Raw genomic sequence first — 13,697 nt, 5'->3', positions numbered from 1 at the left:
TTCTCGGGCTATAATCGCGCTTTGCATACATCTGGTCCTATCCCAACGCAGGCACTCTGCGGATAACAACAAAGGGATAGGCAAAAAGCTTGGTTACGGTTCTTATGCGTCTGAAAAGTATCAAACTGGCGGGTTTTAAGTCTTTTGTCGACCCGACCACAGCCCATTTTCCCAGCAACCTGTCTGCGGTTGTTGGTCCAAACGGCTGTGGAAAATCCAATATTATCGACGCAGTGCGCTGGGTAATGGGGGAGAGCTCGGCAAAAAATTTGCGCGGCGAATCGATGACGGACGTCATCTTCAACGGGTCGGTTAACCGCAAGCCCGTAGGCCAAGCCTCTATCGAACTCGTGTTTGACAACACGGCGGGAAAGTTAGGCGGCGAATATGCCCGTTATAACGAAATTGCCATTCGGCGCAAAGTCACCCGCGAAGGCGCCTCAGAATACTACCTGAATGGCACCAAGTGTCGGCGCCGTGATATCACCGACATCTTTCTTGGAACCGGTCTTGGGCCGCGCAGTTATGCCATTATTGAGCAGGGTATGATTTCGCGCTTGATCGAATCTAAGCCAGAAGAACTGCGGGTGTTTATCGAAGAGGCGGCGGGTATTTCTAAGTACAAGGAGCGCCGCCGCGAAACCGAAAACCGCATGCGCAGAACGCATGAAAATCTGGAACGTTTAACAGATTTGCGCGACGAGTTAGAGCGGCAACTTCAACATTTGCAACGCCAAGCCGCCGCCGCCGAAAAATACACCGAATACAAAAAAGAAGAGCGTCTGTTGCGAGCGCAACTGCAGGTGTTGCAGTGGAAGGCGCTGGATGGCCAGGTCAGCGAGAAAGAGGCCGTGATACGCGAGCTGGAGCTGGATCGGGAAGCGGTTGTCACCGAACAAGTATCGCTGGGCACTGCCATTGAGCAGTCGCGCGACGAGCACACTCAGCTCAATGATACCTTCAATGAGGTGCAGGGGCGCTTTTACAGTATTGGCGCCGATATCGCCCGCGTAGAACAGAGTATCCAGCATCAGCAGGAGCGCCGCAGCCAATTGGACGCTGACCTGCAGCGGCTTGAAATCAACATTCAGGAGACGGCCGGGCTGCTGGACGGTGACCGCAGTAAAATTCAGTTGTGGGAAGAGGAGTTAACGGGCATCGAACCTGAGCTGGAAATCAGCCAGGCAGAAGAGGAGAGTGCCTCTGAGTCCCTGTTGGCAGCAGAAGATGCGATGCAGTCATGGCAGCAGCGCTGGGACGAGTTTAACCAGAATGCGGCGGGGCCGCGTCAACGGGCTGAAGTGGAGCAGTCTCGCATTCAGCACTTAGAGCTGAGCATGCAGCGCCTGCAGGAGCGTATTCAGAAAGCCGAAGGAGAGCGCGCCGGGCTGGCTGAAGGTGACGACGGCGATCTGGAGTTACTGCAGGAACAAGCAATAGCCTTTGAGCTCGAAGGTGAGGCCTTGCAGGAACGTCACGACCAGCTGCAACCGTCAATTAGCCAATGTCGTGAGCGCATTCGTGAAACCAGTGATGAGGTCGACCGTCAGCGCAGTGAAATGCAGCGTTTGCGTGGCCGGATGGCGTCTCTAGAGGCCTTGCAACAGGCGGCCTTAGGGCAGGGTGATAAAGCTCTGTCTGAATTGTTGCAGCAACATGGCTTGGCAGATAAGCCTATTGTCGCTGAGACCTTGCAAGTGGAAGAGCGCTGGCAGACCGCCGTCGAAACGGTACTCGGCGAGCAGCTGCAGTCGCTGTGCATCGACAGTCTGGAGGGTGTGCAGAGCCTGTTATCAGAGCTTCAAGAGGGCCAGCTCTGCGTTGTTGAGCAGGTACAAAGTGGCGACGTCGGCGTGCAGGCGGATAGCCTCGCCGCGATGGTTTCCGGCTCGCCGGCGTTGCAAGGCGTATTAGCGAATGTGAGAACGGCTGACAGTTTGGCGGACGCCCTGGCGCGTCGAAAAAGTCTTGCAGCGGGCGAGTCACTGGTGACCCCGGAGGGCTTGTGGCTGGGGAGAGATTGGCTGCGCGTTCGGCGCGGAGACACGGCGCAAGGCGGCGTATTGCAGCGCCAGGAAGAATTACAAGAACTCAAAGCCGCGATAGAAGAGGGCGAAACGGCACTAGAGGCGCTCACCGAACAGCTGGATGCAAGCCGGGAGCAGCTGAAGCAGCTGGAAGCCGATCGCGAAGCTGTGCAGCGCGAGCTTCAGCAACACAGCCGGCAGCAGAGTGAATTGCGGGCGCAGCTAAGTGCTCAGCAAGCAAAGAGCGAGCAGCAGAGCCAGCGCCGCCAACGTTTGGACAGTGATATTCACGAGTTGCGCAACCAATTTGAGATGGAGCAGGAATCGCTGGCCGATGCACGTATGACTTTGCAGGATGCCATTGAAGCGATGGAGCAAGACTCGGGTCGTCGCGAACAGCTGCTTAGCGAGCGCGACAACAACCGCTCGCAGCTCGATGCTGTTCGTCAACAGGCGCGGCAGAGCAAGGATCACGCCCACCAACTGGCGATGCGCTATCAGTCGCTGCAAACTCAGCGCGATGCCGCCCTGCAAAATATTGCCCGCACAGAGGAACAGTTAGAGCAATTGCGCGAGCGCAAAGAACAGCTCAGAGAGAACCTGGACGACAATGACTCGCCAATCGATGATTTGAAGCTGGATTTGGAAGCCCGCCTTGAGCAGCGCCTGCTTGTTGAAGAAGAGCTCAGCGCCGCGCGTCGCGCATTGGAAGAGGTAGACCAGAAGCTTCGTCAGCACGAGCAAAGACGGCACGACATCGAGCAGCGCCTGCAACAAGTCGCCAGTAAGCTCGAGGGTGCCCGGGTTGAGAATCAGGGCTTGCAGGTACGGCGCAAAGGTCTGCAGGACCAGCTTCAAGAGGCACAATTTGACCTTCAGTCGGTTCTCGAAAGCTTGCCCGATGAGGCAAGCGAAGCCGCCTGGCAGGAGCAGTTAGAGGCGGTGGGTCGACGCATTGCCCGCCTGGGGCCGATTAACCTGGCGGCGATAGAGGAATACAAGCAACAGTCAGAGCGCAAAAATTATCTGGATGCACAGAACGCCGATTTAGAGGACGCGTTGGAAACGCTTGAGAATGCCATTCGTCGTATCGACAAAGAAACGCGCAACCGCTTTAAAGAGACCTTTGACCGCGTGAACAACGGCTTGCAGGAACTGTTCCCGAAAGTGTTCGGCGGCGGTAGTGCCTATCTGGAAATGACCGGCGACGACCTACTGGATACCGGTATTTCTATCATGGCGAGGCCTCCGGGTAAGCGCAATGCGACCATTCACCTGCTCTCCGGTGGGGAAAAGGCACTCACCGCAATTGCCTTGGTATTCTCAATCTTTCAGCTTAATCCTGCGCCATTTTGTATGTTGGATGAGGTTGACGCGCCGCTGGATGACGCCAACGTTGGCCGTTACTCTCGCATGGTAAAAGAGATGTCCCGCGACGTGCAGTTTATCTACATCAGCCACAATAAAATCGCGATGGAAATGGCCGACCAACTCATGGGGGTCACCATGCATGAGCCGGGTGTCTCACGCCTTGTGTCGGTGGATTTGGAAAAAGCGGCAGAGATGATCGCTTCCTAGATATTTCGGTGCCCGCGTGGAACAATATCGCCAATTGCGACTCGAACAGGACGAAGTCCGTGTCGAGTGTGTTGAGCGGGCCGTATAACAGGCAGATAAGGGCCGAATAATGGATCTCAGCGTAAGAGATTGGTTGATTATCATAGGTGCATTGTTGGCGATAGCCGTTTTGTTAGACGGTTTTCGCCGGATGCGCAATGAGCGTAAAGACACGCTGCGGCTCGCATCGAAAAAGCGCCGCGAAGCTGAAGAAGAGCTGGTTAATCCCGAGCTTCCGGGTGAGGCAAGGGTCGTTGCGGTTCGCGAGGCGCCGAGTTTGCACCAGCGCGACGCCAGTCAAAAGCTAAGGCCGCAGGCGTCCCACGACGATGACGACGTATTGATGCGTGATTATTCCGCATCGGAAACGACACGGGGCCCTGTGGCCGAGACGCCAGAGGTGCCTGATCCAGAGCCATCGCTAGGCAAGGCATCGCCAGCTGAGCCCGCTATCGAACCGGACGAGGTATTTACTGACGAGGCGGTGTCTGCGCCGCGACGGGTAGAGCGCGAGCCTACTCCCCGCGAGCCTGAAAAAGCGGCGGCGAGTGAGCCCCAGGAACTCATCGTGCTGAATGTTGTTGCCGATGAGGAGAAACCCTATGCCGGGGCCGACTTATTGCAGGTGTTGTTGGCCTGCGACCTGCGCTATGGGCGCATGAATATTTTCCACCGTTTTGAGAAGGCCGACGGCAGTGGCGCCGAGCAGTTCAGTGTTGCGAATTTAGTCGAGCCAGGTAATTTTGACTTGGATGCAATCGACGGTTTCTCCACCCCAGGTGTGGTTTTCTTTATGAATATGCCGGGCCCCGAAGATAGCATGCAAGCCTTCGATGCCATGTTGGAAACCGCGCGTTGCTTGGTCAAAAACCTCGGTGGTGAATTGCGAGACCAAACCCACAGTGTGGCGACGAAACAAACGTTGGAGCACTACCGGCAGATCATTCGCGATTTTGAACGCCGCCAACTCACCCTGATGTAATTTCGCTACTACGGTCTTATCAATGTCCGATGCCTCTTCCCGCGCACGCTTGGAAAGCTTGCGCGAGCAACTTCACGAGCACAGTCACCGCTACTATGTGCTCGACGAACCCAGTATTCCCGATGCGGAGTATGACCGCTTGTTCCGCGAACTCCAGGAGCTGGAAGAGCAGCATCCGGAGTGGCGTAGCGACGACTCGCCAACGCGCAGGGTGGGGGGAGCACCGCTGGCAGCGTTCAGTCAGGTGCGTCATGAAACGCCAATGCTGTCGCTCGACAACGCTTTTTCAGAACAGGAGCTGCGGGATTTCGATGCGCGTATTCGCGGTCGCTTAGAAAGTGAGCGTCCGCTCGGCTATGTCTGTGAACCAAAACTCGATGGTATCGCCGTTAGCCTGTTATATGTCGACGGCGTGCTGGTTAGGGGGGCAACCCGTGGTGATGGCCAAACAGGCGAAGACATCAGTGAAAATGTCAGAACGATTCAGTCAATACCGCTGAAGCTGAAAGGGGAGAGCTGGCCCTCTGAACTGGAAGTGCGCGGCGAAATCTATATGCCCCGAGCGGGCTTTGAAAAGCTCAATACTGAGGCTCGGGAGCAGGGCAGCAAAACTTTTGTTAACCCACGCAATGCGGCGGCGGGCAGTTTGCGGCAGCTCGACAGCCGAATCACCGCCAAGCGGCCGCTGGAAATGTGCTGCTACGGTGTTGCTGTTGCCGGTGACTCGTGGTTTGAGCGCCACAGTGACGCGCTGGCGCGATTGGCCGACTGGGGGTTCCGCGTCAATGCTGAAATGGCCGTTGTTGAGGGCGTAGACGCCTGTGTGGATTATTATCATCGCTTGTTGTCGCGCCGGGATCACCTGAGTTACGACATCGACGGCATTGTTTTCAAAGTAGACGACGTCGCGCTGCAGCAAAAACTGGGCTTTGTGTCACGGGCACCGCGCTGGGCGATTGCGCACAAATTTCCGGCGCAGGAAGAAACTACCGTTCTCCGCGATGTGGAATTTCAGGTAGGCCGAACAGGTGCGGTAACCCCGGTAGCAAAATTGAAACCGGTATTTGTTGGCGGCGTAACGGTCAGCAATGCCACGCTGCATAACTTTGATGAAATTGATCGTCTCGGCGTAAAAATTGGCGATACGGTGGTTGTGCGCCGCGCCGGGGATGTTATTCCTCAGATCGTGCAGGTTGTATTGGCGCGCAGAGAGGCCAGCGTCAGAGACATTGCAGTGCCGGCGTGTTGTCCTGTTTGTAACAGCGAGCTTGAGCGGGCGCCGGGTGAGGCGGTGTTGCGCTGCACGGGTGGCCTGGTCTGTGCGGCTCAGCGCAAAGAAGCGATTAAACACTTTGCCAGCCGCAAAGCGATGGATATTGATGGCCTGGGCGATAAGTTGGTGGAACAGCTGGTAGATGCTGGGCTCATCGAGACCATGGCAGACCTGTATAAGCTGTCGCTCGATCAGCTCGTCGAGCTAGAGCGAATGGGTAAGAAGTCGGCGGAAAATTTATTGGCGGCGCTGACTGCTTCGAAAGACACCAGCTTTGCACGATTCTTGTATGCGTTGGGTATTCGCGAAGTGGGCGAGGCGACGGCGCTGAATTTAGCCCAGCATTTCCAAACACTAGACGCCCTGGCCGAGGCCTCTGAGGAGTCGCTGTTGGAGGTTGCTGATGTGGGCCCGATCGTTGCGAGTCATATACATAGCTTCTTTGCGAGTGATCACAACCGCGAGGTTATTCGCCAACTTCGCGACTGTGGTGTTTGTTGGCCCGAAGTGGTTTCTCGCAGCGATACCGATCAGCCGCTTGCCGGGCAGACTTGGGTGTTAACGGGTAACCTAGAATCGATGACGCGTAGTCAGGCCAAGGAAAAGTTGCAGACCCTGGGTGCGAAAGTGGCAGGCAGCGTGTCCTCAAAAACTGACTGTTTGGCCGCTGGGGCGAATGCCGGCTCCAAGCTGCGCAAGGCAGAGGAACTGGGGATTTCAATAATTAACGAGGCCGAGCTGCTGGCACTGTTCGACCGGGAGAAGCTTTGATGCGCTATGTTTTCTTGGTTCTCGCACTGCTGCTATCGACGGCGTGTACGACGGCGCCCCCGCGCAACCCCGGTGATATTTGCGCGATTTTTCGCGAAAAAGACGACTGGTATGACGATGCCAGCGAGGCGTCTAAACGCTGGGACTCGCCCATTCCAGTGATGATGTCGATTATGTATCAGGAATCGCGTTTCGTAGCTGACGCCAAGCCGCCACGCAAATACTGGTTGGGCTTTATTCCTGCAGGGCGTATGTCTGACGCCTACGGCTATCCTCAGGCTAAAGATGCAACCTGGGATTGGTACAAGGATAAGTCGGGCAATTGGGGCGCCGATCGCGATGACTTTGAAGATGCCATAGACTTTATTGGCTGGTACAACAATGTCAGCCGACGCACCAATGGCATCGCCAACACCGATACCTATTCATTGTATCTGGCTTACCACGAAGGCCACGGCGGCTTTAAACGCCGGACCTTTGCCGGCAAGCCTTGGTTACAGCGTGTTGCTGGCAAAGTATCGGCGCGCTCGCGCAGCTATGCTGCGCAGTTGGCACGTTGCGAAGAGGACCTTAAAAAGGGCGGTTGGTTCTTCGGTCTTTTCTAAGGTCTACCACTCGCCGGTGTTGGGCATGGATTGCCAAGGCTCTGCCGGAGGCAGCGCCTTACCCGCTTGCAGAAGCTCAATGGAAATATTGTCTGGCGATCGCACGAAGGCCATATGGCCATCGCGAGGCGGTCGGTTAATGACGACCCCGCCGTCTTGCAGCTTTTTACACAAAGCATAAATGTCGTCTACCTGGTACGCCAAGTGGCCGAAATTACGCCCGCCATCATACTTTTCAGGATCCCAGTTGTAGGTCAGCTCCAGCGTGGGGCACTTTTCCCTTTCTGCTTGTTCTTTATCTGCGCTCGCACTCAGGTAAACCAATGTGAAGCGCCCTTGCTCGCTGTCATAGCGCGCAACTTCTGTCAGGCCCAGCAGGTTGCAGTAAAAATGCATTGATGCCTCGAGGTCCGCGACCCGCACCATGGTATGTAGATACTTCATAAGTTCTGACTTCTATTCGTGGTCTATGGATGGTGATGGCTGTGCTGCGCTATCTTACCGCTAGGAGCAGAGCAGAGTGAACACAGTATCAACAAAATATCAGGCGGGGTTAGTGTGTCAAAAAGCAATTTGCTTGTTGTGTACCACAGTCAGTCGGGCAGAAATTTACGACTCGCCTACGCGGCAGCGCGTCGCGCTGAGGCGGCCGGCGCTAGCGTGCGCCTGCTTCGCGCGAGCGACGCGGGTAGCAGAGATGTCATATGGGCTGAGGCGCTGTTGTTGATCTTTCCTGAAAATTTTGGTCAGCTTCCTGGCGCATTGAAAGATTTTTTGGATAGAAGTTTCTACCCCGCCTGTGCGCGCGAACTGATTCTTCCTTACGCGGCATACTTGTGTACCGGCAATGATGGTGAAGGTGCAGTGCGAGCGCTTCAGCGCATTGCTAAAGGCATGGTATTGAAGCCGGTCGCCGAGGCGATTATTTGTAAAGGACCGCCGCAAGCTGAAGACTTTGCGGGGGTAGAGGAGCTCGCGGAAGCGATGGTGGCGGGACTGGAGATGGGTATTTATTAAAAAACTACTACTATTCACGCTAACGAATAGGTAAATCCCACATTAGACAGCTATATTCGACTATATAGACTTCATTGGGACATGATCGTGCGCGACAAAAAGTGCGTAAGGTTATGTTTAAAACAATAAGTAGCTCCTAGGAGAGTCTGTTCATGAAGATAATGCGTGTGTGCTCCATTGGTCTGGCTTCGGCGGCGATGACAGCGGGGTTAAGCCCGCTGTCGTCGGCAATTGCTGCCCCAGCGCTTGAAGAGGTACTGGTAACCGCAACCCTGCGAACCGAGAGTCTGCAAGATGTGCCGGTATCGGTTAACGCGGTCAGTGGCGAAAAAATGCAGGAAGCCGGTATCGACAAAATCGAGGATTTGCAGGCTTATGTGCCCAATTTGTCAATGTCGGAAACAGGCATTGGCACTAATATCTATATTCGGGGGATCGGGTCTGGGATCAACCCCGGTTTTGAACAGTCTGTGGGTATGTATTTTGATGGCGTTTCATATAGCCGCGCCCAGTTAACACGGGCACCCTTCCTAGATTTAGCCCGCGTCGAGGTTCTGCGTGGTCCACAAAATATTCTTTACGGGAAGAACAGTATCGCCGGCGCACTGAGTCTTATTTCTGCCCGCCCTGGAGACGAGCAGGAAGGCTCGATATCGGTTTTGTATGAACCTGATCATGGGGAAGAAGTCGTTGATTTCATTCTCTCTGGCCCATTAACCGATACCTTAGGTGCGCGTATCGCGATGCGCAAACGCTCTATGGACGGCTACATTGAAAACCTCACGCTGAACCGCGATGAGCCTGCTCGTGAAGAGAGTACTTTCCGTGCGATTCTGGATTGGGAGGCGAGCGCGGATCTGACGGCAATGCTGAAATTTGAATTGGGTAAATTCAATGTCGATGGCCGCCAAATTGAAATTGTGAACGACCAGCCCTCAACTAACCCAGCCTTTGGTGGCGCGAGCTACAGTCAAATTCTTGCCGCGCAGTTTGGTGCGGACCCCTCGGTGCTGAATACCGGTTTGGACTACAAGCGTTCCTCCAACGGGGACTACAGCAATAACCGTACGCGTAATTTTACCTTGAATGTGGATTACGCTCTGGGTGAGGGCACGCTGACATTCATCACTGCCGCATTGGAGTACGAATTTGACGAGCTCTGTGACTGCGACTTCACCGGCGCCAATGTCTTCAGCGTGCCGTTCAGCGAAGATTACGAGCAATACAGCCAGGAAATTCGCTGGGCCTCCCCGGTCGGTGAAACACTTGAGCATATCGGTGGTTTTTACTATCAAACCAGCAAGCTCGATTTCTATGACAGCATTGTGATTGACAGTTCGATTATCCCTACAGCAGTAGCACTGAGAACCGGCTCGCAGGCGGCGGGTAACTCCATTGCCAATACGACAACACCACGCTACTTCACTTCAGACGCTGAACTGTGGTCAGTGTTCTGGCAGACCACCTGGAACGTTACCGATCGCTTACGCGCCAACTTCGGCCTTCGTTATTCTGAAGAGGAAAAAGACGGCTCACGTAGCCTGACAGTTGCTGACCTGCAGGGCAACGAACGGCCGCTAGGCACAGTCGACGGTGTCTTGGATGGGGTGTTTAAAATTGAGCGACATGATTTGAAAGACACTCAAGACACTGATCAACTCGCACCGTCGATCAATGTTCAGTTTGATGCCACCGATGAAGTGATGGTGTATGCAACGGCGAGCCGTGGTTACAAGTCCGGTGGCTTTGATGCACGCTCCAATGCATCGCCCAGTGCGGCGCCAAATGCGGCCGGGAATGTGATTATCGGCTCATTTGAGTACGACGAAGAGGAAGCAACCAGCTTAGAAATCGGCGCCAAAAGTAGCTTTTGGGACGGTCGTGCTGAGCTTAACGTTGCCGTGTTCATGACCGAGTACGATGATCTCCAAGTGAGTATCTTTGACGGTATCCTCGGCTTTAATGTCGGTAATGCTGGTAAAGCGGAAACCCAAGGTATTGAGTTCGATGGCCGTATTGCGCTCACCGATGAATTGGTGATGAGTGCAGCGATCGCCTTCCTTGATTTCGAGTTCACTGAGTTTGAAAACGGTCAGTGTTTCCAGGGGCAAACTCCAGACTCGGTGGTAAATGGGGTCGCCTTCTGTGACTACAAGGGCAAGACTAACCAATACGTTGCAGACTACTCAGGCAACTTGGCTTTCAACTACACGCATAGCTTCGGCGACGCCATGGAGTTTCGTGCGGCTACTGACTTTGTCTTTACCGATGACTACAACTCGTCGCAAAACCTCGATCCTAGCCAGGAGCAAGATGGCTACGTGAAAGTGAATATGCGCTTGGCGATTGCCGATGTGAAGGACGGGTGGGAGTTGGCGCTGGTTGGTAAAAACCTGACTGACGAAGAGGTGGTGTCGTATTCCAATGACACGCCCTTGGCGAACAGCAGCTTCGGCAGCGTTAACCATTATGCGTTCATTGAAAGACCGCGCAGTGTAGCGGTTCAAGCAAGCTGGCGCTGGTAAGCACAAACTGGCTTACACCAAGGCGCTGCGTTATAGCGGCGCCTCTGCTTTTAACCTTGAGCTAAATGCTCTTCAACGATAAGCTTTCGTGACATTGCGAAGATAGTTTATTTCGTATATGTTGTCGGCGATTACATTACCTAGCGCGCAGCAATGCGACGCGGGAATCCTGGAGGGGACATTACCGGAGCATTCGCGCCGGTGGGGTCAGTCATAATAAAACAAGGCATCTGGAGGTCATATGACCTTGAATAAATCATTAGCACGTTTTCGGCGCTCGGCGCTGGCAGCGGCGGTTTCTGTAGCAGCAACACCGCTGTTTGCAGCGCCCGCTTTGGAAGAAGTTATTGTTACTGCAACACTGCGGGCAGAGAGCTTGCAGGATGTTCCGGTATCAGTGAACGCTGTGAGCGGCGACAAAATGGCTGAGGCGGGTATCGCCAAAGTTGAAGACCTGCAAGCGTACGTACCCAACCTGACAATGTCGGAGACGGGTATTGGTACAAACATTTACATTCGCGGTATCGGCTCGGGCATCAACCCGGGTTTCGAACAGTCCGTGGGTATGTATTTTGACGGTGTCAGCTACGGCCGTGCTCAGCTGACGCGCGCACCCTTTCTCGACCTGGCCCGCGTCGAAGTTCTGCGTGGCCCGCAAAATATTCTGTTTGGTAAAAACAGTATCGCTGGTGCGCTGAGCTTGATTTCTGCGCGTCCGGGACAAGAGTTTGAAGGCTCTGTGTCGGCGACATACGAGCCCGACTTCAACGAGCAAATTATTGACTTGGTATTGTCTGGCCCGTTAACGGATACCGTGGGTGCGCGTCTTGCGGTCCGTAAGCGCGATATCGACGGCCACATGGAAAACCTGACCTTGAATCGCGATGAGCCAACGCGCGACGAGGGGACCATTCGGGCAATCTTTGAGTGGGATGCGACTGAAAACTTGGTTGCCGCGTTAAAACTTGAGGCGGGTAAGTTTGATGTAGATGGTCGCCAAATTGAGATCATTAACGATCAGCCGTCGACGTCAGAAACTGGCTCATTCAACGGCCGCACCTACGGTGAGATTCTCGACCGTACGACTATTGCCGTTGGCCCGGTAACACTCGTTGACGTTGATGCTGACTCCTCGGTGTTGAATAACAAGCAAGACTTTAAGCGTTCCTCCAATGGCGACTACAGCTATAACGATACGCAGAACGTTACGCTGAATGTTGACTACTACCGTGAAGGCCATCAGTTCACCTTCATCACTGGCTTGCTGGGTTATGAAACCGAAGAGCTTTGTGACTGTGACTTTACCGGCGCCTCGGTATTCAGTGTTGGAGCAGAAGAGACCTACGACCAGTTCAGCCAGGAATTCCGCTGGGTATCACCCGTGGGCGAAACGTTTGAGTTCATTGCTGGCGGTTTTTATCAGAAGAGTGAATTGGAATTCTTCGATAGTATTCGTGTAGACAGCGATATCCTGCCCCAGCTGCTTAACGCCGCCGACTTGCAAGAAGGTGGTGCTCGTGGCGAGCGTCCGCCTTTTGATACGCAGGGAGGTCCACTGGACGACGTGACTCAGGCGCAATTGCTTGCTTTGGGTGGTCCTCAGGCTGTGGCACTGTTCCAACCTTTGTTTGATCTGGGCTTATTGGAGCTTGGTGGTATTGGTGATGCGGGTGATGAGATCAGAGATCTTGGTACACCACGTTACTTTACTACTGAAACAGAGTTGTTCTCGGCATTCCTGCAAACGACTTGGAATGTCACCGACTTGTTCCGCGCAACCTTGGGTCTGCGATACTCGCATGAAACCAAGGATGGTAGCCGCCGCCTTGACTTCGAAAATCGCGCCACTGGTGAGCGCCCGGATGTGGGTGAAATTGATACGGTTGTCGCGAAAAACTTTTCTGCAGAGCGTCACGACTTGAAAGGTTCACGAACGGAAGAGAATATTTCGCCGTCGCTGAATTTGCAGTATGACCTCAATGACGACGCCATGCTTTACGGTACCTTGTCTCGCGGCTTTAAATCTGGTGGTTATGATGCGCGTTCGAATGCGTCTCCAGACAACAACCAGATTCGCCCTCTGCAAAACCCAGACAGTGATCCGTTAATCCTTGTTGGTAGTTTTGAGTACGAAGAAGAGCAAGCGACCAGTTTAGAAATCGGTGCCAAGACGACTTTGCTCGATGGTGCTGCTGAGCTGAATATCGCCGCCTTCTACACCGAATACGATGATCTGCAGGTGAGTATCTTTGACGGCACGCTGGGCTTTAATGTCGGTAATGCCGGTGCAGCGACGACCATGGGTATCGAGCTGGATGGCCGTATTGCTCTGACTGAAAATTTGATGATGACGGGTGCTTTGGCATTCCTCGACTTCGAATTCACGGATTACGACAACGGTCAGTGCTACCAGGGGCAGCCCGCAGACAGCGTTGTTGATGGCGTTGAATACTGTAACTACAAAGGTAAGACCAACCAGTACGTCGCGGATTATTCAGGTAACTTGACCTTTGTATACACCACGATGCTGACCAGCGATATCGAGTTTCGCGGTGGCGCGGACTTCGTCTTTACTGGTGATTACAACTCATCACAGAACCTCGACCCAAGTCAGGAGCAAGATGGCTACGTGAAGACCAATCTTCGCTTAGGCTTGTCTGATGTGTCTGCTGGATGGGAAGTGGCGTTGTTAGCTAAAAACCTAACTGACGAGACAGTGATTTCTTACTCCAACGATACACCTCTGTCGAGCAATATCTTTGGTGCAGTTAGTCACTACGGCTTTGTTGAGCCGCCACGTAGTTTTGCAATCCAAGGTACGTACCGCTGGTATTGATCTAGCGATCGCACCTAATAAACGCCGCTTTATGCGGCGTTTTT

8 protein-coding genes are annotated in these 13,697 nt (G+C 54.0%); 7 read left to right on the top strand and 1 reads right to left on the bottom strand.

What is annotated here, in order from left to right:
- Window positions 1-104: 104 nt before the first annotated feature.
- From smc to H573_RS0108735, 4 genes are all read left to right on the top strand, one after another.
- Window positions 105-3,605 (top strand): chromosome segregation protein SMC, encoded by a 3,501-nt coding sequence (gene smc, locus H573_RS0108750; protein WP_027873930.1) that lies wholly within the window; start codon window positions 105-107, stop codon window positions 3,603-3,605.
- A gap of 109 nt (window positions 3,606-3,714) precedes the next feature.
- Window positions 3,715-4,626 (top strand): cell division protein ZipA, encoded by a 912-nt coding sequence (gene zipA / locus H573_RS0108745; protein ID WP_027873929.1) that lies wholly within the window; start codon window positions 3,715-3,717, stop codon window positions 4,624-4,626.
- A gap of 22 nt (window positions 4,627-4,648) precedes the next feature.
- A complete protein-coding gene (ligA, locus tag H573_RS0108740) occupies window positions 4,649-6,670 on the top strand; it encodes an NAD-dependent DNA ligase LigA (RefSeq protein WP_027873928.1) in 2,022 nt (673 codons plus the stop codon).
- A complete protein-coding gene (locus tag H573_RS0108735) occupies window positions 6,670-7,275 on the top strand; it encodes a transglycosylase SLT domain-containing protein (RefSeq protein WP_027873927.1) in 606 nt (201 codons plus the stop codon). The genes ligA and H573_RS0108735 overlap by 1 nt, the downstream gene beginning before the upstream one ends.
- Before the next feature lie 3 nt (window positions 7,276-7,278).
- On the opposite strand, the gene H573_RS0108730 is transcribed toward H573_RS0108735, so the two are convergent.
- Complete coding sequence (locus tag H573_RS0108730) at window positions 7,279-7,719, bottom strand: VOC family protein (protein WP_027873926.1); 441 nt, start codon at window positions 7,717-7,719, stop codon at window positions 7,279-7,281.
- Window positions 7,720-7,833: 114 nt separating this feature from the next.
- Here H573_RS0108730 and H573_RS0108725 point away from each other — a divergent pair, with 114 nt between their 5' ends.
- The 3 genes from H573_RS0108725 (at window position 7,834) to H573_RS0108715 (ending at window position 13,653) form a co-directional block, all read left to right on the top strand.
- A complete protein-coding gene (locus H573_RS0108725) occupies window positions 7,834-8,292 on the top strand; it encodes an NAD(P)H-dependent oxidoreductase (protein ID WP_051171144.1) in 459 nt (152 codons plus the stop codon).
- Window positions 8,293-8,444: 152 nt separating this feature from the next.
- Window positions 8,445-10,817 carry a TonB-dependent receptor gene (locus H573_RS0108720; RefSeq protein WP_027873924.1) on the top strand — a complete coding sequence of 791 codons (2,373 nt, stop codon included), beginning with the start codon at window positions 8,445-8,447 and terminating at the stop codon, window positions 10,815-10,817.
- Window positions 10,818-11,058: 241 nt separating this feature from the next.
- Entirely contained in the window at window positions 11,059-13,653 is a 2,595-nt protein-coding gene (locus H573_RS0108715) for a TonB-dependent receptor (RefSeq protein ID WP_027873923.1), read from the top strand.
- The last annotated feature ends 44 nt before the right edge of the window (window positions 13,654-13,697 follow it).

Origin of the sequence: Neomelitea salexigens DSM 19753, assembly GCF_000422345.1 — a bacterium.
Lineage (GTDB): Bacteria > Pseudomonadota > Gammaproteobacteria > Pseudomonadales > Spongiibacteraceae > Spongiibacter > Spongiibacter marinus_A.
Note: the sequence above shows the minus strand (reverse complement) of the source record. Positions and strands in the feature narration are given on the sequence as shown.

What these genes read in the sequence shown, in the direction of transcription:
- smc (WP_027873930.1), top strand. Translation starts at nt 105, where the DNA reads ATGCGTCTGAAAAGTATCAAACTGGCGGGTTTTAAGTCTTTTGTCGAC.
- zipA (WP_027873929.1), top strand. Translation starts at nt 3,715, where the DNA reads ATGGATCTCAGCGTAAGAGATTGGTTGATTATCATAGGTGCATTGTTG.
- ligA (WP_027873928.1), top strand. Translation starts at nt 4,649, where the DNA reads ATGTCCGATGCCTCTTCCCGCGCACGCTTGGAAAGCTTGCGCGAGCAA.
- H573_RS0108735 (WP_027873927.1), top strand. Translation starts at nt 6,670, where the DNA reads ATGCGCTATGTTTTCTTGGTTCTCGCACTGCTGCTATCGACGGCGTGT.
- H573_RS0108730 (WP_027873926.1), bottom strand. Translation starts at nt 7,719, where the DNA reads ATGAAGTATCTACATACCATGGTGCGGGTCGCGGACCTCGAGGCATCA.
- H573_RS0108720 (WP_027873924.1), top strand. Translation starts at nt 8,445, where the DNA reads ATGAAGATAATGCGTGTGTGCTCCATTGGTCTGGCTTCGGCGGCGATG.
- H573_RS0108715 (WP_027873923.1), top strand. Translation starts at nt 11,059, where the DNA reads ATGACCTTGAATAAATCATTAGCACGTTTTCGGCGCTCGGCGCTGGCA.